This window comes from Microbacterium sp. MYb54 (assembly GCF_002979515.1).
Taxonomy (GTDB): Bacteria; Actinomycetota; Actinomycetes; order Actinomycetales; family Microbacteriaceae; genus Microbacterium.
On the sequence record NZ_PCPA01000005.1, the window covers coordinates 113,462 to 133,955 of the forward strand.

The 20,494-nt window shown below is 67.7% G+C and carries 22 protein-coding genes; 16 read left to right on the plus strand and 6 right to left on the minus strand.

Features of this window, described 5'->3' with window-relative positions:
* Positions 1 to 86: 86 nt before the first annotated feature.
* Together CQ040_RS07520 and CQ040_RS07525 are read left to right on the plus strand one after the other, a co-directional pair.
* On the plus strand, positions 87 to 992 hold the full coding sequence (locus tag CQ040_RS07520) for a sugar phosphate isomerase/epimerase (RefSeq protein ID WP_181156801.1): 906 nt from the start codon (positions 87 to 89) through the stop codon (positions 990 to 992).
* A gap of 75 nt (positions 993 to 1,067) precedes the next feature.
* The gene (locus tag CQ040_RS07525) at positions 1,068 to 1,688 is read left to right on the plus strand and encodes a TetR/AcrR family transcriptional regulator (RefSeq protein WP_105526240.1); all 621 of its coding nucleotides are present in this window, start codon (positions 1,068 to 1,070) and stop codon (positions 1,686 to 1,688) included.
* Between the two features lie 16 nt (positions 1,689 to 1,704).
* Here the strand turns inward: CQ040_RS07525 and CQ040_RS07530 are convergent, their stop codons facing one another.
* The 3 genes from CQ040_RS07530 to CQ040_RS07540 form a co-directional block, all read right to left on the minus strand.
* Positions 1,705 to 2,517, minus strand: coding sequence for a tyrosine-protein phosphatase (locus CQ040_RS07530; protein WP_105526239.1), 813 nt, complete (start codon positions 2,515 to 2,517; stop codon positions 1,705 to 1,707).
* Positions 2,518 to 2,607: 90 nt separating this feature from the next.
* Positions 2,608 to 3,261 (minus strand): thioredoxin domain-containing protein, encoded by a 654-nt coding sequence (locus CQ040_RS07535; RefSeq protein WP_105526238.1) that lies wholly within the window; start codon positions 3,259 to 3,261, stop codon positions 2,608 to 2,610.
* A 72-nt stretch (positions 3,262 to 3,333) separates the two neighbouring features.
* A complete protein-coding gene (locus tag CQ040_RS07540; protein WP_258131235.1) occupies positions 3,334 to 3,753 on the minus strand; it encodes a hypothetical protein in 420 nt (139 codons plus the stop codon).
* Between the two features lie 75 nt (positions 3,754 to 3,828).
* Between CQ040_RS07540 and CQ040_RS07545 the strand changes: the two genes are divergently transcribed.
* From CQ040_RS07545 to CQ040_RS07555, 3 genes are read left to right on the plus strand one after another with little or no spacing between them, the layout of a single operon-like run.
* Positions 3,829 to 4,179, plus strand: a complete 351-nt coding sequence (locus CQ040_RS07545) for a PLD nuclease N-terminal domain-containing protein (RefSeq protein WP_105526236.1) — start codon at positions 3,829 to 3,831, stop codon at positions 4,177 to 4,179.
* Between the two features lie 14 nt (positions 4,180 to 4,193).
* Positions 4,194 to 5,843: a 2-succinyl-5-enolpyruvyl-6-hydroxy-3-cyclohexene-1-carboxylic-acid synthase gene (gene menD / locus CQ040_RS07550; RefSeq protein ID WP_105526338.1), complete on the plus strand. Its 1,650-nt coding sequence runs from the start codon at positions 4,194 to 4,196 to the stop codon at positions 5,841 to 5,843.
* A 16-nt stretch (positions 5,844 to 5,859) separates the two neighbouring features.
* Entirely contained in the window at positions 5,860 to 6,702 is an 843-nt protein-coding gene (locus CQ040_RS07555; RefSeq protein ID WP_105526235.1) for a PPK2 family polyphosphate kinase, read from the plus strand.
* Positions 6,703 to 6,715: 13 nt separating this feature from the next.
* On the opposite strand, the gene CQ040_RS07560 is transcribed toward CQ040_RS07555, so the two are convergent.
* Positions 6,716 to 7,969 (minus strand): isochorismate synthase MenF, encoded by a 1,254-nt coding sequence (locus CQ040_RS07560; protein WP_105526234.1) that lies wholly within the window; start codon positions 7,967 to 7,969, stop codon positions 6,716 to 6,718.
* Positions 7,970 to 8,025: 56 nt separating this feature from the next.
* Here CQ040_RS07560 and CQ040_RS07565 point away from each other — a divergent pair, with 56 nt between their 5' ends.
* From CQ040_RS07565 to CQ040_RS07585, 5 genes are all read left to right on the plus strand, one after another.
* Positions 8,026 to 8,589 (plus strand): hypothetical protein, encoded by a 564-nt coding sequence (locus CQ040_RS07565; protein ID WP_105526233.1) that lies wholly within the window; start codon positions 8,026 to 8,028, stop codon positions 8,587 to 8,589.
* Positions 8,586 to 9,305 (plus strand): class I SAM-dependent methyltransferase, encoded by a 720-nt coding sequence (locus CQ040_RS07570; RefSeq protein WP_105526232.1) that lies wholly within the window; start codon positions 8,586 to 8,588, stop codon positions 9,303 to 9,305. The genes CQ040_RS07565 and CQ040_RS07570 overlap by 4 nt, the downstream gene beginning before the upstream one ends.
* A gap of 46 nt (positions 9,306 to 9,351) precedes the next feature.
* Complete coding sequence (locus CQ040_RS07575) at positions 9,352 to 10,413, plus strand: polyprenyl synthetase family protein (protein ID WP_105526231.1); 1,062 nt, start codon at positions 9,352 to 9,354, stop codon at positions 10,411 to 10,413.
* Positions 10,414 to 10,474: 61 nt separating this feature from the next.
* Positions 10,475 to 11,848: an FAD-dependent oxidoreductase gene (locus CQ040_RS07580; RefSeq protein WP_105526230.1), complete on the plus strand. Its 1,374-nt coding sequence runs from the start codon at positions 10,475 to 10,477 to the stop codon at positions 11,846 to 11,848.
* A 71-nt stretch (positions 11,849 to 11,919) separates the two neighbouring features.
* Entirely contained in the window at positions 11,920 to 12,927 is a 1,008-nt protein-coding gene (locus CQ040_RS07585) for an alpha/beta hydrolase (protein WP_105526229.1), read from the plus strand.
* A gap of 6 nt (positions 12,928 to 12,933) precedes the next feature.
* Here the strand turns inward: CQ040_RS07585 and CQ040_RS07590 are convergent, their stop codons facing one another.
* Both CQ040_RS07590 and CQ040_RS07595 read right to left on the minus strand, forming a co-directional pair.
* Positions 12,934 to 13,566 (minus strand): GntR family transcriptional regulator, encoded by a 633-nt coding sequence (locus CQ040_RS07590; RefSeq protein ID WP_105526228.1) that lies wholly within the window; start codon positions 13,564 to 13,566, stop codon positions 12,934 to 12,936.
* A gap of 439 nt (positions 13,567 to 14,005) precedes the next feature.
* Complete coding sequence (locus CQ040_RS07595) at positions 14,006 to 14,494, minus strand: YajQ family cyclic di-GMP-binding protein (protein ID WP_028502487.1); 489 nt, start codon at positions 14,492 to 14,494, stop codon at positions 14,006 to 14,008.
* A 247-nt stretch (positions 14,495 to 14,741) separates the two neighbouring features.
* Between CQ040_RS07595 and CQ040_RS07600 the strand changes: the two genes are divergently transcribed.
* From CQ040_RS07600 to CQ040_RS07625, 6 genes are all read left to right on the plus strand, one after another.
* The gene (locus tag CQ040_RS07600; RefSeq protein WP_105526227.1) at positions 14,742 to 15,950 is read left to right on the plus strand and encodes an extracellular solute-binding protein; all 1,209 of its coding nucleotides are present in this window, start codon (positions 14,742 to 14,744) and stop codon (positions 15,948 to 15,950) included.
* Between the two features lie 69 nt (positions 15,951 to 16,019).
* The gene (locus CQ040_RS07605; protein ID WP_105526226.1) at positions 16,020 to 17,624 is read left to right on the plus strand and encodes an ABC transporter permease subunit; all 1,605 of its coding nucleotides are present in this window, start codon (positions 16,020 to 16,022) and stop codon (positions 17,622 to 17,624) included.
* 1 nt (position 17,625) lies between these two features.
* Positions 17,626 to 18,564, plus strand: a complete 939-nt coding sequence (locus CQ040_RS07610) for a sugar ABC transporter permease (protein WP_105526225.1) — start codon at positions 17,626 to 17,628, stop codon at positions 18,562 to 18,564.
* 33 nt (positions 18,565 to 18,597) lie between these two features.
* On the plus strand, positions 18,598 to 19,446 hold the full coding sequence (locus CQ040_RS07615; RefSeq protein WP_105526224.1) for a chitosanase: 849 nt from the start codon (positions 18,598 to 18,600) through the stop codon (positions 19,444 to 19,446).
* Positions 19,447 to 19,485: 39 nt separating this feature from the next.
* Entirely contained in the window at positions 19,486 to 19,812 is a 327-nt protein-coding gene (locus CQ040_RS07620; RefSeq protein ID WP_181156799.1) for a PadR family transcriptional regulator, read from the plus strand.
* A 2-nt stretch (positions 19,813 to 19,814) separates the two neighbouring features.
* The gene (locus CQ040_RS07625) at positions 19,815 to 20,462 is read left to right on the plus strand and encodes a hypothetical protein (protein WP_105526223.1); all 648 of its coding nucleotides are present in this window, start codon (positions 19,815 to 19,817) and stop codon (positions 20,460 to 20,462) included.
* Positions 20,463 to 20,494: the final 32 nt, after the last annotated feature.

The window sequence follows — 20,494 nt, forward strand, 5'->3', positions numbered from 1 at the left end:
AGAAAAGTCAAGACTCCACGAGTATGACCATACTGGCCAGTATGTAATTTCTCGCGACGATGCGACAAAGAAAGAGAGGGGCCTCCATGCCCGAGATCGGGATCGGCTTCCACACGGACGCCTTCAACTCCAGCCACAAGTCTTTCGAACAGGCACTCGCCTGGGCGCAGGAGCACGACGTGCACTACATCGAGCCGGGGGTCATCGAGGGGGCATCGTGGATCCATGGCCTCGGCTACTTCCCCCACATCTCGCTGATCGAGGACCCGGTGCTGCTGCGTCGGAAGATGGAGTCGTACGGGGTGCAGTTCTCCCAGATCGACGCCGCGTATCCGCTCTCCGGACGCGACGGTCTCACGGTCGCCGTGCCCTACATCCAGAAGGCGATCGCATGGGCGTCCCTGGCTGGCAGCCCTCGGGTCGCGACCACTGACGGCCTGCACAAGCCGGAGGGGCTCGACGACCGCGAGGCGCTCGATCTGATGAAGCGCAGTTACGGCGAGATCATCCGCGTGGCCGAGGCACACGAGATCGTGGTGAACATCGAGGTACACGGGTACTTCACGACACGTCCTGACTGGCTGGCCGAGATGCTCGACTTCTGCGGCGACACGCCATGGCTGCGGCTGAACCTCGACACAGGCAACACCTTCATCGCCGGCAACGATCCCGTGGAGTTCGCCGAGCGATTCCTCGACAGGATCAACCACGTCCACATCAAGGACGTGTCAGCCTCGCTCGCCGAAGCCGTTCGCGGAGGTGCCACCGGCATCGCGATCAGCCACGTTCCGGCCGGCGGCGGCGTCAACGCCGAGAACATCCGTGCCATCCTGCGCAAGCTCGCAGCGCACGGGTTCGACGGCGTGCTGAGCATCGAGTGCGAAGGCGAGGGCGGTCCAATGCTGGCTGACTCCTTGACGTGGCTGCGTCGGGAGATCTCAGAGGCGGGTTTCACAGAGCGGATCCCGTCCTTCGCCTCGGTCGCGGTCTGAGCCTCGGGTGTCGGGTGGACCGCTGATGCCGTGGTCCGCCCGGCCACCTGTCGAGGCCGGTTGTATCCTGAGGGGATGTCCGACATGGCGATGACTGCGCCGGCGAAGGCGGATGCCCTTGCGCGGCCCGAGGCCTTGGCGACGGCGGCCCTGGAGCTGTTCTCGACGCGCGGCGTCGACGGCGTGAGCATGGACGACATCGCGGCGGGAGCGGGTGTCACCAAGGGAAGCCTCTACTGGCACTACTCCTCGAAACGGGAGATCGTGCTCGCCGCGTGCGGGCAGTACTACCTGCGTTGGCGCGAGAACATGTCCGCCGCCGTCGATTCGGCGGGAACTGCATTCGGGCGGCTCGAAGCCGCTGTCGACTTCTCGGTGCGCAGTTGTCTCCTCGACGACGGGAACCGTGTCTTCACCACAGAGATCGTCGCCATATCCCTCACCGACGAAGACGTGCGAGCGAGCTGGGCCGGTTTCCTCGACGAGACGGAGCGGCTGTTCCTCGGCCTCGCACACCGCGCTGTCGGTGCGGGTGAGCTGGAGTGCGATGACGTCGATCGTGCCGTCGATCTCCTCCTCGCCGCCATGGAGGGCGTCAAGCAGATGGCGCTGTTCCGCCCGCAGTATTCGGAGGCCTCGAAGGCGACTCGAACGACGGACGGACTTCTTTCGCTGCTCGGCACCCGGACGAGCTGACGCCCTGTGTGCGCGGCTACTCGCCGCGAAGCACCCGGCGGAGGTCGGCGATCTCCTCGTCCGTCATCCCGCCGCTTCGCAGGTAGCCCGAGACATCGCCGTGATTGGCGCTGATCCAGTCCATGGCCGTCTCGATGGCCGACGCGGGTGACTCCGTCGCCAGAGTCTTCAGCGCCGGGGTGAGCGGAACGCCGAGCGAGGTGATCAGCGCCGTGAGCGCTTCGGCGAATCCCCGTGCGAGGTTCTTCTCCGTCTGCGTGTAGTCCGTGACGATCGCCTGACGGGGTACCTCGGCGACGAGCAGCAGGATCGCGGCGGCGAGACCGGTGCGATCCTTGCCCGCGGTGCAGTGGAACAGCACACCCGGCCGGGAGGTGCGGGAAGAGACGAGCACGGTCCGGGCGATGGTCGCGAACTGTGGGGCGCTGGCCTCCAGGATCGCGACGTACAGCTCGTCCAGGGTCGGCACCTGCTTCAGCACCTCGGCGACCTGGGTCACCGAGAGTCCTACGCCGCCGGCCGCGGGGAGCAGCTGCTTGACCATCTCGTCCATCGCACCGCCCTGCATGGGCAGAGTCAGCAGCGTGATGCTGCCGTCATCGGGGAGACGGTCAGCGGCACGGGAGCGCTCGCCATCAGTGCGCAGATCGATGACGGTGCCGATGCGGAAGTCGGCTAGTGCCTGCAGCCCCTCATCCGTGAGCGCGGCGAGGGCGTCCGACCGGAAGAGGAGTCCGGAGGCGAGCGTCCCGCCTCCGGAGGCCGGGAGCCCGGCGAGTTCGCGGGCGTTGTGCGTCGTCTGCAAAGCGGTCGAGATATCGATGGTCATTCTGGCCCTCTCCTGGGTATGCGGCCAGAATATCGGTGCGGCGGGATCGCGCGGCGCCGACACGGAGGCTGTGCGATCCCGCCCGCCGTCTCAGCCCTTGACGGCCTTCTCGATGGCCTGTTCCAGGTCGTCCCACTCCTGCAGCACGACCTTCTCGCCGTCGATGAAGAACGTCGGCGTACTGTTCACCTCGAGCTTCTCGCCGTCGGTCTTGTCGGACTGCACGCGCTGCGCGGTCGCGGGGTCGGCGATGGCGGCGTCGTAGGCGGCCATGTCGAGGCCGAGGTCTTCTGCGAAGGCGCGGAACACCTCGGGGGTCTCCTCCGACTGCTCGCCCCACTGCGCCTGCGTCTCGAACAGGCGGTGGTACATGTCCTCGAAGCGGTCCTGCTGGCCGGCCGCCTCGGCGGCGAGGGCGGCCTGGGTGGAATTGGTGTGTCCTGGCAGGGGGAAGTAGCGCACTACGTAGGTGATCTCGCCGTCGTACTTCTCGCGGAGGTCTTCGACGACCGGGTAGAACGCCCCGCAGGCCTCGCACTCGAAGTCGAGGAACTCGACGACGGTGACCGCGCCCTCGCCCCCGTCGTCGAGCACCCGGGAGTCGGTGCGCACGGTCTGCTGAGGCTCGCCGCCCTCGGACGGCGCGGCGGGTTGTTGTTGGGTGATCGCGAAGACGATGCCGGCGATCAGCAGGACGACGGCGACGGCGATGGCGATCAGGGTCGCTTTGACAGAGTTCTTCATGGGGTCTCCAGACACACGGGTACGACGAGGGAAGGGATGCCGCGCGGGGCGGCTCGATGCGTGCGTCGGAGTTCAGGTGCGGGAGATCGAGAGCTGCGTGAGGGTGAGTGCGGGGACGAGGGCGCTCGGCCCCGCCCGGCTCGGTGTGACGGTGCGAGGTGCGCGGCTGCCGAGCGGCCGGGTGCCGTGACCGGCGAGTCGCCGGAAGATCAGCACCAGTGCGACGCCGCAGAGCACCGCGAGCAGGCAGACGCCGGCCTCGGAGGTGAGGACGTCGATCGTGCTCGCGCCGTCCGCGTTCGACGCCGCTCCGGCGGGGGTCGAGACACCGGCCGCGACGCAGAGGGTGGCGTGCACATCGGCGGAGCCGCGTGAGGTCGACCACGCGCCGACCACGAGCAGCAGCGCGAGGCCGACGGCGGTGATCACCCGGGCGATCAGCATCCGCTCGGCCCGCGCTCGCGGCATCCGATCCGGCGATGAGGGCAGCATTTCCCGCGCAGTCTAGCAACGGCGCCTCTGTCCTTTCCGGGGCCGGGGCGCCTCTGACGCGCCTAGACTGAGGGGGTGGCGAGACTACTGATCGTCGGCGGCTTCCTTGCCGCCGTGTTCTGGGTGTTCAGCATCGTCGACTGCGCTGTGCAGCCGGCGACGCGGCACCGTGGCGTGCCCAAGACCGCCTGGATCTTCATCGTGGTGCTCCTGCCCGTGATCGGCGGCATCCTCTGGTTCATCATCGGCCGTAGGCGCGCGAACGACCCCGGCATGCGCCCCGTCATCGCACCGGATGACGACCCCGCCTTCCTGCGCAGCATCAGCAAGAGCGAGCAGGACGCGCGCATCAGCCGCCTCGAAGAGGAACTCGCCCGATTGGACGAGGAGACCGACGAGCCTCCCGCCACGGACCAGCGCCCGTGACCTCGTCGCCGGCGATGGATGCTGCGGCATCCCTGATCGCCGACCTCGTCGCCAACGGTGTGCGCGACATCGTGCTGTCTCCCGGTTCGCGCTCGCAGGCTCTCGCGCTCGCCGCCGTGCGCGCAGCCGATGACGGGCATCTCAGGGTGCATGTGCGCATCGACGAGCGAGTCGCCGGATTCACCGCGCTCGGAATCGCCAGGGAGACAGGTGTGCCGGCCGCGGTCATCTGCACCTCCGGGACGGCCGTCGCCAACCTGCTGCCCGCGGTGATGGAGTCCTTCCACTCCGGCGTGCCGATGGTGCTGCTCACCGCCGACCGTCCGCCCGAGCTGCGGGGCGTCGGAGCGAACCAGGCGACGCTCCAGGACGGGCTCTTCCATCCCTGGGTGCGCGATCAGATCGATGCGCCGGTGCCGGGCGACGGCGACTGGGCCGGGCTCGCCGAGCGTGCTGTCTCCGCGGCGGTGGGCGTGAGCGAAGCAGACCACGGAGTCCGCGGCGTCGCCGGCCCCGTGCACCTGAACCTCCCGGCCAGGGAACCTCTCTCGGGTGTGCTGCCCACGATGGCGGTCATCCCCGGCGAGGTGCCCAGCGCGCTCCACGAGGAGCCCTTCGCACTCGACCGCGGTCCTCGCACCGTCGTGGTCGCCGGCGCCGATGCCGGTGCCGAGGCCGAGGAGATCGCGCACGCCGGTGGGTGGCCGCTGATCGCCGAGATCGTGAGCGGCGCGAGGTTCGGACGGCAGATCGTGCACGGCTACCGCGGGCTGCTGTCGCGTGACGAGCTCGGCGGCCGCATCGAGCGGGTCGTCGTCCTCGGACACCCGACGCTCAGTCGTGAAGTCACCGCGCTGCTCTCCCGTCCCGACATCGACATCGTCGCGGTCCGTCGGGGCGGCGAGGAGCTGAACCTCAACCACCGCACCCGAGCCGTCGGATCGGTCGCCGTCGCTCCTGGTGCCGCCGACCGCGTCTGGCTCGGGGAGTGGCTGCAGGCATCCGCGGCAGAGGTCGTCGATCTGAGCGAGCATGCACCCGATTCGGAGGGTCTCGTCTCCACCGACTTCGCCGCCCGCAGAGAAGCGGTGAAGGCCGAGCTCGACGCGGTCCGCCGTCCGCTCGACCGAAAGCTGCTCGCTGACGCCGTGTGGCGCGCCACCTGGCCGCACGACCGTCTGGTGTTCGGCTCCTCCCGACTCGTCCGCGTCGCCGATCAGGTGCTCGGCGGCAAGAAGGTCCCGGTCCACGCCAACCGCGGTCTGGCCGGCATCGACGGCACCATCGCGACGGCGACCGGCATCGCCATCGCCAGTCAGGCTGCCGGCGCACCGGGCGTGACCCGAGTACTGCTGGGCGACCTCGCCTTCCTGCACGATGTCGGTGCCCTGCTGCTCCCGCCGGACGAGACCGAGCCCCGGCTGCAGGTCATCGTCGGCAACGACGGCGGCGGCACCATCTTCGACTCGCTGGAGGTTGCGACATCCGCGCGCCCCGGCGACCTCGACCGGGCCTTCTTCACACCGCACACCGTGCGCCTGGAGCACCTCGCACTCGCCTACGGCTGGGAGTACCAGCGGGTCACGACCCGCACCGCACTCGACCAGGCCCTCACCTCGCCTCGCGGCGGTCGTCAGATCATCGAGGTGCCGCTGCCGCGTTGACTGGCAGGATGTGCGTATGAACGCGCACACCTGGACGCAGAAGCTGCAGGTCGACGACGGCTTCCGCCTCGCCGACATCGATCCCGACAGCAAGCCCGGATACGTCGGCGGCAAGTCGCACGGCGCTCGCGACCTCGCCGCGGGCCTGGAGAGCCTGAACGGCCTGCAGGAGCGGCTGTTCGCCGAGAGCCGCGCGGGAGTGGCCAAGGATGCGGTGCTGCTGGTGCTGCAGGCGATGGATTCGGCAGGCAAGGGCGGCATCGTGCGGCACGTCGTCGGCGGCGTCGACCCACAGGGCGTCGCGCTCGCCGCGTTCAAGGCGCCGACCGCAGAGGAGCGCGAGCACGACTTCCTCTGGCGGGTCGAGAAGCGGCTGCCCGATCCCGGGTTCATCGGGGTGTTCGACCGCTCCCACTACGAGGACGTGCTGATCGGACGGGTTCGCGAGCTCGCCGCACCCGCCGAGATCGAGCGCCGCTATGACGCGATCAACGAGTTCGAGGCCCGGGTCGCGGCATCCGGTACCCGCATCGTCAAAGTGATGCTGCACATCTCGCCCGAGGAGCAGAAGTCACGCCTCATGGAGCGCCTCGACCGCCCGGACAAGCACTGGAAGTACAACCCGGGCGACGTGGACGAGCGGATGCTGTGGCCGCAGTACATGGAGGCCTACCAGACCGTGTTCGATCGCACCTCGACGGAGGCGGCGCCGTGGCACGTGATCCCGGCGAACGCCAAGTGGTACGCGCGGCTCGCTGTGCAGGAGCTGCTGCTCGCAGCGCTGGAGGACATCGACCCCCAGTGGCCGGCGGCCGACTTCGACGTCGAGGCCGAGAAGAAGCGCCTCGCCGCGAGCTGAGTGCAAGCCGTGGTCAGGCCAGCGCGTCGACCAGCGGCCGGAACTTCACGCGGGTCTCGAGCAGTTCGCTCTCCGGGTCGGAGCCGGCGACGATCCCCGCGCCCGCGTATGCGGTCACACCGATCTCACCCCGACCTGCGGTGAACTGCGCGCAGCGCAAGGCGATCGCCCATTCGCCGTTGCCCGCAGCATCCACCCAGCCGACCGGTCCGGCGTAGCGGCCACGGTCGAAGGGCTCGAGGTCGCGGATCGCGGCGATGGCCGAAGGCGTCGGTGTGCCGGCGACGGCGGCGGTCGGATGCAGCACCCCGACGAGGTCGAGCGCGGACTCGCCGTCCGCCAGCTCGCCCTCCACGTCGGTCGCGAGGTGGAAGAGGTTCGGCAGCTTCAGCAGGAAGGGCTGCTCGCTCGCGGCGAGCACCCGCGTGTGAGAGCGCAGCGACGAGAGCACGCTCTGCACGGCGTACTGGTGCTCATCGAGGTCTTTCGTGCTCGAGGCGAGGTGGGCGGATGCTGCGGTGTCGGCATCCGCGTCGGCTCCGCGACCGATCGTGCCGGCGAGCACCCGCGCCGTGACGGTGCCGTCGTGCACGGTCACGAGAGTCTCGGGGCTCGCGCCGATCAGTCCGTCGACGGCGAACGCCCAGGTGTCGGGATAGCCGGTCGACAGCTCCCGCACCAGGCGGCGAAGGTCGGACCCGGCCGGAATGCTGCCGGTGAGATCGCGTGCGAGCACGACCTTGCTCAACTCGCCGTCGGCGATGCGGGTGAGGGCGCGGCGGACCGAATCCTGGTACCCCTGTGGGCTCTGCGCCCCGGGGCCGAGCGTGCCCGCCCAGTGCGGACCATAGGGCTGCGTGGCGAAGCGGTCATCGCTCTGCGGGTTTCCGGAGTGGCGGATCGTGGTGCGCCAGAACCGGTCGCCGTGTCGTCCCACCACCTGCGTGGGGAGCACGAGCACGCTGTCGGCGTCCGAGGCCTCGTCGAAGGTGAACGCTCCGAATGCGACCAGCCCGCTGCCGGGCAGTCCCACCGGGTCGGAGATCTCCGCCTGCGCGGCCATGGCCCGCCACACGGTCGCAAGCGTCGCCGTGCGCGACTCATCGGCACGCGCAGGAGGTCGGATCTCCGCCAGGGTCTCGCCGACGGCGACGATCCCGTCTCCGCGGCGTAGCCACGCGAGGGGCCGCGCGGGATCCGCGTAGGCGAGGAGGTCTTCGACCGGGTCGATCTCTCGGGTCTCCACGACCAGGTGGGTGGTGTGCACGCATCCAGCCTATGCCGCTCAGGGCGCATGGATTCGCGTGGTCGTAGGGTGAGCGGATGAGCGATGCACGCCCCGCACCCGGCACCGAGATGGTCTTCCAGTGGCGCAAGTGGGACGGCTCGCCGCACTGGCGGCACGAGTGCGTCTATCTCGGCGCCGATGAGTGGGGCGACTGGATCGGGCAGCCCGTCGGGTGGCACAGCGTGCGACCCGGCGCCGAGTTCCACGCGGGCGGTCCGAACGTCACGCTCGTCCCGGCGAGCGGTGACCATGCTCTGACCGTCAACCGTCGTCACCGCAAGGGCATGCGCATCTACATCGACCTGGGGTGGGACATCCGGTGGTCGGATGACCCGCTGCTGGCGACCGGCATCGACATGGACCTCGATGTGGTGCGTGTGGAAGGGGCGCGCGGGACCTGGGTCGACGACCGCGACGAGTGGGCCGAGCACAGCGCCCGCTACGGCTATCCGGCCGACGTGATGACCCACCTCGAGGCTCTCGCGCTCGACCTCGAGGCGCAGGTGCGTGCGCAGGTCGCTCCGTTCGACGATGCCACCGCCGATCCGTGGCTCGACCGCCTCGAAGCCCTGGGTCTCGCGCCTAGACTGAACCCGTGACCCCGAACGATGTGAACCGCGCCGATCTCGGCAAGGACCCCTCCCGCGTCAGCGGCATGTTCGACCAGGTCGCCGCGGGGTACGACCGCACCAACACGGCGATGACCTTCGGCAACGACGTCCTGTGGCGCGCGGCGACGACCCGGGCGGTCGCACCGAAGCCGGGGGAGCGGATCCTCGATCTCGGTGCCGGCACCGCGTCGTCGTCGGCATCGCTCGCGCGCAGCGGCGCCGAGGTGGTCGCGGCCGACTTCTCGCCGGGGATGCTCGCCGAGGGCCAGCGCCGGCACGGTGCCATGCGCAACCTGTCGTTCGTGCAGGCGGATGCCACCGACCTGCCGTTCCCCGACGCGCAGTTCGACGCCGTCACCATGTCGTATGCGCTGCGCAACGTGAACGACCCCAAGAAGGCGCTGCGCGAGCTGTACCGCGTGACCAAGCCGGGCGGCCGACTCGTGATCAACGAGTTCTCCACCCCACCGGCCAAGCTCTTCCGCGGTGCCTACCGCTTCTACAACGCCCAGGTGCTGCCTCGCGTCGCACGCGTCGCCGGCACCAACGGCGACGCCTACGACTACCTCAACGAGTCGATCCGCGAGTGGCCGGACCAGAAGCGGCTCTCGGCGTGGATCCGCGAGGCCGGTTGGGTCGACGTCGCCTACCGCAATCTCTCGTTCGGCATCGTTGCCCTGCACAGAGCGCGCAAGCCGGAGTGATTCTCTCGGTCGAAACCGCGACACTCGACGAAGGTAGGCTGGGACCGTGACTTCGAGCCCCACCGCCCCGGGTTCGCGACTGGCGAGCCGTCTCGGCTTCAGCGATCGCGTCTTCATCGGCCCTGCCGCCCGACGTGTGGCGCGCGCCATCGAAGACGGGCTCGAACTCGTCGAGACCGGGCTCGCCGAAGACGTCCGCGTCGCCGACCCGCTCGCAGACGCGGCCAGCCGCTACCTGTACGAGGCCGGTGGCAAGCGCATCCGTCCCGTCCTCACGCTCCTCGCCGCCCAGCTCGGCGACGGCAACACCACTGAGGTCATCGACGTCGCCAAGGCGCTGGAGATCACCCACCTCGGCTCGCTCTACCACGACGACGTCATGGACGGCGCCGACCGTCGACGCGGAGTTCCAGCAGCTCACGCCGTGTGGGGAAACAACATCGCGATCCTCACGGGCGACATCCTGTTCTCCCGCGCCAGCCAGCTGATGTCACGACTTGGCGAGCGCGCCATCCGGCTCCAGGCAGACACGTTCGAGCGTCTCGTCCTCGGTCAGATGCACGAGACGCTCGGTCCGCAGGAGGGTGACGACCCGATCGCGTTCTACATCCAGGTGCTCGCCGACAAGACGGGCTCGCTGATCGCGGCGGCCACGCAGGGCGGCGTGATCTTCTCCAACGCCTCTTCGGAGTACGAGGAGCCGTTGCGGGTGTACGGCGAGAAGATCGGCGTCGCCTTCCAGCTGCTCGACGATGTGATCGACCTCTCGGCCAAGCCGGAGGAGACGGGCAAGGTGCCGGGGACCGATCTGCGCGCAGGGGTTCCGACCATGCCGTACCTGCTGCTCAAGGCTGAGGGAGATGCGGCGTCGACCGATCTCGCGGCGCGCATCGACGACGGGGTCGCCCTCATCGCAGACGGCGCTGACCCCTCGATCCTCGACGGTCCGTTGGACGAGCTGCGTGACCATGCGGTGACGCAGAAGACCCTCGAGCTCGCGCACGCGTGGACGCGAGATGCCGTCGACGCCCTCCAGCCACTCCCGCGCGGCACTGTGCGTGAGGCACTGACTCGATTCGCAGAGACCCTCGCCGAACGCTCCAGCTGAATCTGCGCGGGCGGCCCGTCGGGTCGCGCGCCGACTGCGACGGCATACGAAAGGACCTCCCATGACCAAGCTCAGACTGGCCATCGTCGGTGCGGGCCCCGCCGGCATCTACGCCGCGGACATCCTGCTGAAGGCCGAGCGCAAGTTCGACGTCTCGATCGATCTCTTCGAGCAGCTCCCGGCGCCGTACGGGCTGGTGCGCTACGGCGTCGCGCCCGACCACCCCCGCATCAAGGGCATCATCACGGCTCTGCGTGACGTGCTCGACCGTGGTGACATCCGCCTGTTCGGCAACGTCCGCTTCGGCGAGGACATCACCCTCGACGATCTGAAGAAGCACTACAACGCGGTGATCTTCTCGACCGGAGCGATCCGCGACACGTCGATGGACATCCCCGGGATCGATGCCGTCGCGTCCTACGGCGCTGCCGACTACGTCAGCTGGTTCGACGGGCACCCTGACGTCCCGCGTGAGTGGCCGCTGGATGCCGCGTCCGTCGGCGTCCTCGGCAACGGCAACGTCGCGCTCGACGTCGCACGCATGCTCGCCAAGCACGCGGAAGACCTGCTCGTCACCGAGGTGCCTGCCAACGTCTATGAGGGACTGAAGGCCAGCGAAGTCACCGATGTGCACATCTTCGGACGCCGTGGTCCTGCACAGGTGAAGTTCACCCCTCTCGAGCTGCGTGAGCTCGGTGAGCTCCGCGATGTGGACATGGTCGTGTACGACGAGGACTTCGACTACGACGACGCTGCGAAGGATGCCGTCGCGAGCAACAAGCAGGTCATGGTCATCGATCGCATCCTGCAGTCCTGGCGCAAGCGCGACTCGGTCAACAACGCAGGGGGCACGGCGTCTCGCCGCCTGCACCTGCACTTCTGGGCGAAGCCGGTCGAGATCCGCAAGGATGACGCCGGACGCGTCGCCGCACTCGTGTACGAGCGCACTCAGCCTGATGGGCAGGGTGGCGCCGTGGGTACCGGTGAGATGCGCGAGGTGCCGATCCAGTCGCTCTATCGCGCGATCGGATACTTCGGTTCGCCGCTGCCCGGTGTGCCGTTCGACAAGAAGCACGGCGTGATCCCGAACCGCGAGGGGCAGGTTCTCGCGAAGGACTCCAATGAGCGCGTCCCCGGCATCTACGCGACCGGGTGGATCAAGCGCGGCCCGGTGGGTCTGATCGGACACACGAAGTCCGACGCCATGGAGACCGTGCGGCACATCATCAACGACCAGGGCTCGTGGTGGCATGCGGAGGATCCCTCGGAGGAGGCCATCCCGGCGCTCCTGCAGGAGCGTGGCGTGCGCTGGACCGACCTCGACGGCTGGCACCGTCTCGACGAGCACGAGATCGCTCTCGGCGCCCCCGAGGAGCGCGCTCGCGTCAAGGTCGTCCCTCGTGAAGAGATGGTCCGCGTCTCGCGCGGGGAGTAGCACCACCACGGTCCGGCCTCCCTCACCAGGTCGCGCGCTCGGCTAGCCTGGCGACGACGGGGGAGGAACGCATGGCCGATTGGGTGCCCGATGTTCTCGGCGACGAGTTCAAGCAGCTCACGCTCGACCTCGGCGCGGACGAACAGGGCCCTGTCGTGGCGACGCTGGTGCGTGCGCTGCCAAGAGAGCCGAGTCTGTGGGACCGGATACGCGGTCACCGACCCCTCCTCGACGGCGTCGACGTGCTGTACGTGCACGGCTGGTCCGACTACTTCTTCCAGAAGCGCCTTGCCCGCTTCTGGACTTCTCGTGGCGCCCGCTTCTTCGCTCTCGACCTGCGCAAGTACGGTCGCAGCCTCCGCGATGGGCAGACGCCGGGTTACATCGCCGACCTCGCCACCTACGACGAAGACATCGGTGCGGCGCTGGATGCGATGGGTCGAGGCGAGGGCGGGGCCGAATCCGCCCGGCGCCTCATCCTGCTCGGGCATTCCACCGGAGGCCTGACGTTGAGCCTGTGGGCATCCCGACACCCGGATGCCGCCGACGCCGTGATCCTCAACAGCCCTTGGCTGGAGTTTCAGTTCGCCCCGGCCAGAGCGGCGATCGCGCCGATGGTCGAGCTGCAGGCGAGGATCTGGCCGATGGAGGCTGCGCCGCAGGTCGATCTCGGCTTCTACACCCGCGCGCAACAGGAAGTCGCCGATCCGGACGACCCGATGGAGGTGAACCTCCAGTGGCGCCCTGCGCAGACGATGGCCGTGTACGCGGGATGGCTGCACGCGATCCTCTCCGGGCACAAGGCTGTCGCTGCGGGGCTGTCGATCACGGCGCCGGTGTGCGTGCTGCTGTCAGCGCGGTTCGCGCCGCCGACGCGATGGTCGCCGGATCTCACCTCCGCAGACTCCGTGCTCGTGGTCGACGACATCGCCCGGGCCGCGCTGCGGCTGGGACCGACCGTGACCGTCGAGCGCATCGACGGCGCTCTGCACGATGTCTTCCTGTCGCGCCATGAAGCCCGGGAAGACGCCTATCAACGGTTGGATCGATGGGTCAAGGGGTGGCGTGCGGGTGGCTGATCCCGCTCATAGGTAATACATCGCCCTGACGAGGCGTTCCGCCTTCTCGCCGTCGCTTCTGCGCACGGCGTCATGGAAGTCGGCGTACACCCGCCGCATCCGTCCGCGGTCCGCGGCGGGGACCACCCAGTCGCGGAGATTGCGGAAGAGCACCATGCTCGCATCGTCCATCAGGGTCCGGTGCTGCGTGTTGCCACTGTGGTCGCCGAGGTAGGAGAACACCGCCCACCGCGTGTTCGACGTGCGCGGGCTGTCTTCCAATGACGCGCTCATCGCAGCCACCAGCTTGAAGACATGTTCACGCTGTGCAGCGGTGATCCGCGGTACCGCCAGTCGCGCGGCGATCCCCGCCTGGTAGCCGGCGAACTCGAGCGACTGCGCCATGGTCTCAGGTGTCACCGCCGTGACCTCGGTGTACCTGCTCGGATACATCGTCACCATGCCCAGTCGTTCCAGCCGCTGGAGCGCCTCGCGAACCGGTGTCCGCGACACGTGCAGCTCTTCGGCGACGTCGACATCGCGGATGCGCTCGCCTGCGGCCAGCGTGCCGTCGATGATCTGTCTTCCGATGTAGTGGAAGACCTCCTCGGCCAGGAGTTGCTTGCTCTCGCCGATGTTCGTCGATCCGATACTGCTCATGGATCCGCCCCCAGTTGCCTTCTGTCCCGAGCGCCCCATGATCGCCCGGGAGGGCAACTACATCATGAAGTCGCATCGGATGCCAATAACCCCCACCTGACTTCGCATCCCGCGTGGGGGCGCGCAGTGCGAATCAGATGGGCTCTTCTATTGTCCGTGGTTCCGTGGCCGGCGGATGCATGGCATCCGCCGGCCACCGAAGACGCGAGCGCATGGAACTGCCGCGGCCTCGTCCCCACGAGGGCAAGCTCGCAATCCCGAAAATCACTTAGCCCTACGACGGCAGTGCGTCACGCGGCGTTCGCGTCATCGGTCGCATCGAGTCGACCGCTTCCAGTCTTGGGCACTGCGACCCATATATCGGTATGCAATCCGATGAGAACGGGAGAGGGGCCGGATGCGCATGGCATCCGACCCCTCTCGTTCTCGCTCCAGCTGCTCAGCGGTAGTTGATGAACTGCAGGTCGAGGTCGAGATCGGAGCCCTTCAGGAGGGCGATCACCTGCTGCAGGTCGTCGCGGCTCTTGGACTGCACGCGCAGCTCGTCGCCCTGGATCTGGCTCTTGACGCCCTTGGGGCCCTCGTCGCGGATGATCTTGTTGATCTTCTTCGCGTTCTCCGAGGAGATGCCGTCCTTGATCGTCGAGGAGATGCGGAACTCCTTGCCGCTGGCGAACGGATCGCCCGATTCGAGGCTCTTCAGCGAGATGCCGCGCTTGATGAGCTTGGACTGGAACACGTCGAGGACGGCCTTCGCCCGCTCCTCGGTGTTCGCGATGATCAGGATGCTCTCGCCACTCCAGGCGATCGATGCTCCGGTGCCCTTGAAGTCGTAGCGCTGCTCGATCTCCTTGCGGGCCTGGTTCAGAGCGTTCTCGGCCTCCTGGTGATCGACCTTCGAGACGATGTCAAATGAGCTGTCAGCCATGCGTTCATCCTACTCGGGGGCGCAGTGAGGGTACATGTCTGACACCGGTTCCCCGCTCGGCCCCAAGCGTAGGAGGACTCCATACCTGCCCGCCTCGTGGAAGCGTTTTCACTGAATGGCGACGCCCTCTTCTCGGTCACGGGTTGATATCGACGGCCTCTCTCATTGCAAAAGCCGCCGTTTTCGATGCATACTGTAAGCGCTTGCAGTCCTTGCAGGTGATCAGCACTGAGAGAGGCACACACCAATGAAGGTGAACAAGAGGGGCATCGTCGCCGCGGGCGCGATCGCCATCGTTTCGACTCTGACGCTTGCCGGCTGCTCCACGGGGACCAGCAGCGACGACACCTCCGGCTCCGACGACAGCGGGAAGCTGGTCGTCTGGGTCGATGCCGAACGCGTCGACGCACTGCAGAGCGCTGCGGACGCCTACCAGGACAAGACCGGCGTCAAGGTCGAGCTCACGGGCAAGTCGGTCGACGACATGAAGGACGACTTCATCCAGCAGGTTCCGACCGGCAAGGGTCCCGACATCGTCATGGGCGCCCACGACTGGCTGGGTGAGCTCTCCACGAACGGCGTGGTCGCCCCGATCGAGCTCGGCGACAGCTCGGAAGACTACCTTCCCGTCGCTCTCCAGGCCGCCACGTACGAGGGCACCGTCTACATGCTCCCGTACGCCGTCGAGAACATCGCGGTGCTGCGCAACGCCGACCTCGTCCCGACCGCTGCGACCAGCTTCGACGACATGGTCGCCAAGGGCACGTTCGTCGTGGAGCAGGGCGCCGAGGGCAACCCGTACCACCTCTACCCGTTCCAGACGGCCTTCGGAGCCCCGGTCTTCGGTACGGATGACACCGGCAGCTACGACCCCACCGACCTTCAGCTCGGCAGCGAGGGCGGCTTCGCCTTCGCCGACTGGCTGGGTGCGCAGGGCGCAGCGGGCGTTCTGAACACCGACGTCGACGGCGAGATCGCCAAGCAGCAGTTCCTCGACGGCACCGCGGCCTTCTGGCTCACGGGTCCGTGGAACGTGGGCGCGGCCACTGACGCCGGTATCAACGTCGCGATCGACCCGATCCCGAGCCCGACCGGTGAGACCGCTTCGCCGTTCGCCGGTGTGAAGGGCTTCTTCGTGAGCTCGGAGTCGAAGAACAAGGTCGCCGCGAACGACTTCCTCGTCAACTACATCGGCACCGAAGACGTGCAGCTCGAGCTGTTCAAGGCCGGCAACATCCTGCCCGCCCTGACCGCTGCCGCCGACACCGCCGCGGCCGACCCGATCATCGCCGGCTTCCAGGCCGTCGGCGCCGACGCTGTGCCGATGCCGGCCATTCCGGCCATGGGCGCGGTCTGGCAGTACTGGGGCGTGGCCGAGGCCGCGATCATCAACGGCGAGGACCCGGCGACGACGTGGCAGAAGCTCGTCGACGACGTGACCGCCGCGATCAAGTAACAGCCAGCACACTGACCCTGCCGGGGTGGGCGTCTTCGCCCGCCCCGGCAGGATCATGACGAGGACGACATGACTGACACCGACGAGCGCACAGCTCCTCCGACCAGACGCCAGCGCCAGGCCGCGAAGATCGCGGAGGCCGCATCCGGACCGATCGGGTGGATGCTGCTGAAGATCCTCCTGCTGGCCGTCGTCGACGCGATCGCGCTCTATGCCGCGTTCGTGCTCTTCGCCCACCAGGAGTGGTTGATCCTCGGCATCGTCGTGGTGGTGGCGGTCCTCGTCAACTACATCTACTTCTCCCGCAAGCGCATCGCGGCGAAGTACCTCACACCGGGCATCATCTTCCTGATCGTGTTCCAGGTGTTCACCCTGCTCTACACGGGGTACATCGGCTTCACCAACTACGGAACCGGCCACAACGGAACCAAGGATCAGGCGATCTCCTCACTCCTGGCCTCGGCGCAGGAGCGGGTCGAGGACTCGCCGACCTACCCGGTGACGGTGGTGGAGCAGTTCGGCACCTATGGTCTGCTCGCGACCGACCCGGATTCGGGCGACGCGCTCCTGGGCACTTCGGAGCAGCCGCTCGAAGAGGTCGACGCCCAGTTCGAGGGCGGCAAGGCCGTTGCCGTCGACGGGTGGACGACCCTTCCGCTGGCGACCGTCTTCACGCTCTCCGAAGAGCTCGAGAAGCTGTCGGTCCCGTTCAGCGACGACCCGAACGACGGAAGCCTGCGCGCTCCCGACGGCCAGAAGGGTTACCTGTACGTCTCGACGCTCGAGTACGACGAGACCGCAGACACCATCACCGACACCACCACGGGCACGGTGTACTCCGACACGGGCGACGGAGCCTTCACAGCCGAAGGCGGAGAGCAGCTGCTCCCCGGATGGCAGACCACGGTGGGCTTCGACAACTTCGTCCGCGCGGTCACCGACTCCTCGATCCGCGGGCCGCTCATCTCGGTCACGCTGTGGACCTTCGCGTTCGCACTGATCTCGGTCGCGACGACGTTCTTCCTCGGACTCCTGCTCGCGCTCGTCTTCAACAACACCCGCATGCGCTTCCGCAACGGCTACCGGATCATCCTGATCCTCCCGTACGCGTTCCCCGCCTTCCTCTCGGCTCTGGTCTGGGCCGGCATGATGAACGAGAGCTTCGGCTTCATCAACCAGGTGATCTTCGGCGGCGCGGACATCCCATGGCTGACCGACCCCGTGCTCGCCAAGGTGTCGGTGCTGCTGGTGAACCTGTGGCTCGGGTTCCCCTACATGTTCCTCGTCTGCATGGGCGCCCTTCAGGGCATCCCCGAGGATGTGAACGAAGCGGCCGTGATGGACGGCGCGAACCCGTGGCAGGTCTTCCGGCGGATCAAGCTGCCGCTGCTGCTGGTCACCGTCGCGCCGCTGCTGATCTCGTCGTTCGCGTTCAACTTCAACAACTTCAACCTGATCTACATGCTCACCAAGGGTGGTCCGCGCTTCAGCGATGTCTCGATCCCGGTCGGGCATACCGACATCCTGATCTCGATGGTCTACAAGGTCGCCTTCACGGGCCAGACCCGCGACTACGGCCTGGCGTCGGCGTTCACGATCCTGATCTTCATCGTGGTCGCGACGATCTCGATCATCAGCTTCCGCAAGACCAAGGCCCTCGAGGAGCTGAACTGACATGAGCACCGCAAGCCGCGCCACCACCCGCTCCGCCACCACTCGCTCCACCAACGACGCGCAGAGCCTCGCCCCGCGTCGCCGCAGCTTCGGCGCCTGGTTCGCCGACACCGGATGGCGGCACCTCGTCGCGATCGTGGTGAGTGCGTTCGCGCTGTTCCCGCTGCTGTACGTGGTCTCCGCCTCGCTGAACCCGAAGGGGACGCTGACGGGCTCGAACCAGCTGTTCTCCGCGATCGGGATCGACAGCTACGTGCGTATCCTGAGCGACCCGCAGAACCCCTACGGCACGTGGTTCCTCAACACGCTTCTGATCGCTGTCGTCACCGGAGCGGTCACCGTGTTCATCGGAGCCTGCGCCGCATATGCCTTCTCGCGTATGCGCTTCGCGGGGCGCCGTGTGGGACTCGTGACGATCGTGGTCGTGCAGATGTTCCCGCAGCTGCTCGCCGTGGTCGCGATCTTCCTGCTCATGTCGACGCTGGGGGACTGGTTCCCCGCCATCGGCCTGAACACGCACACGGGGCTGATCCTGGTCTATCTCGGTGGAGCGCTCGGCGTGAACACCTACCTGATGTACGGGTTCTTCAACACGATCCCGAAAGAGATCGACGAGGCGGCGCGCATCGACGGCGCCGGCCACGCACGGATCTTCTTCACGATCATCCTGCGTCTGGTCGCACCCATCCTCGCGGTGGTCGGACTGCTGTCCTTCATCGGCACGGTCAACGAGTACGTCATCGCCAGCGTCATGCTCGTCGACGTCGAACAGCAGACGCTCGTCGTCGGACTCACCAAGCTCGTCGCGAACCCGCGCTACGCGGACTGGTCGGCGTTCTCCGCCGGCGCGGTGATGGCTGCGATCCCGGTGATGATCCTGTTCCTCTTCCTGCAGAAGTACATCGTCGGCGGGCTGACCGCCGGTGCGACGAAGGGCTGAGCGGCGCGGTCGGGCGTTGTCTACGATGCGTAGATGACCGCTCCGATCTCCCCGTCCGTGCGACGCCGCCGTCCAGCCGTGCTGCTCGTGCTCCTCGCCGTCGTGGTGCTGGCCGCGGTCGGTGCTGCGGTCTGGCTGGCGGCACGCGGGACGGCGACCGGAGCCCTCACGCTGCGCGATCCCGTCAAGCGCGAGATCGCGATGGAGATGGTGGCTTCGGCCGAGAACTCGACACTCGCCTGGTACGACCGCTACGACTACATCGAGGACATCGGCGACGAGCGCGGCTACACCGGCGGACTCGTGGGTTTCACCTCCGGCACACACGACATGCTGATGCTGATCGAGCACTACACGGATCAGGTGCCGGGCAACGCGCTCGCTGAATTCCTGCCGGCATTGCGTGCGGTGGACGGCACCGACTCGCACGAGGGTCTCGGCGAGGCGTTCGAGGACGCGTGGCGGGCGGAGGCTGCACGATCGGCGTTCCAGCAGGCGCAGCGTGACGAGGTGGATCGGCTGTACTTCGAGCCGGCCATCGACCGGGCGATCGCCGATGGCCTGGGGGTGCTCGGGCAGTTCATCTACTTCGACGCGATGGTCATGCACGGCGATTCCGGATTCGCCGCGATCCGGGAAGAGGCGCTGCGCGCGAAGGCGATCCCGGCCGAGGGAGGCGATCAGGCCGGCTACCTCGAGGCGTTCCTCGACGCGCGAGTCGTCGAGATGCGCACGGAAGCGGCTCACGAGGACACGAGTCGGGTCGACACCGCCCAGCGGGTGTTCCTCGATGCAGGGAACCTCGGGCTCGAGCCGCCGTTGCGCTGGTCGGTGTACGGCGACTCGTATGAGATCACGGGAGAACCTGCATCCCACTGGTGACACCCCGGCTAACTTGCCTCGCATGCTAGCTTGTCATGCATGACAGCCGAAGTCGGCGCCCAGATGCGCAAAGGAGTGGTCGAGTACTGCGTGCTCGGCCTGCTCTCGCGCGAGCCGATGTACGGGTGGCAGCTGGCTGATGCGCTCACGAGCGCCGGCCTGATCGCCAGCATCGGCACGCTCTACCCGCTGCTCGGGCGGCTGCGAGACAACGGCTGGGTCACGACGTTCGACCAGCCGTCGGAGAGCGGGCCGGTGCGCAAGTACTACCGCCTCACCGCGGACGGCATCGATCAGCTCGAGCACTTCCGCGCCCAATGGACACCGTTCGCCCGTGTGGTCACGGGCATCGTCGGAGAGGGATGACAATGACACAGGCCACCGCAGACGTCCTACGCGAGGAGTACCTCGCCCGACTCGACGAGGCGATGCGCGCCGTGCCGCACGGCGTCGCCTCGGAGATCCGGGCCGGCATCCTCGAGGAGCTCCAAGGGCTCGACGCCGACGTGACAGCCGAACGGATCGCCCACCTCGGCGACCCGGGGGAGATCGCTCGCGAAGCCCAGAGCGAGACGTCAGCGGTGTCGCCGATCGAGCGCCCTGCGTCGGAGCCCGAGCTGCCAGGGTCCTCGCCGTCGACGACCTCCACCCGCGGGTTCGCGATCGTGGCTGCACTGACGCTGAGCTTCGGTGGCATCGTCGTGCCCGTGGTGGGGTGGTTCGTCGGCGCCGTCCTGGTCATCATGAGCCCGCTCTGGAAGACGTGGGAGAAGGTCGTGGCGATCGTCGTGCCCTTTGTGGTGGGCGGCCTGTCGATCCTGCTCCTCTCGACCATGGTCACGGTGTCGACGTGGGAATCCAGCAGCAGCTCGTCCGGAGTCGAGCTTCCCGCGAACAACCCCCTCGTCCCCGCCTGGTACGACATGATCTGGGTGGGAGTGATGGGTATCGGAATACTCCTCATCCCGATATCCGGGCTCTGGTTGCTGTGGCGGCTTCGGGGGCGCGCCGGCTGATCGGCGTTGCTCACGAGCACTCGACCCCTTCG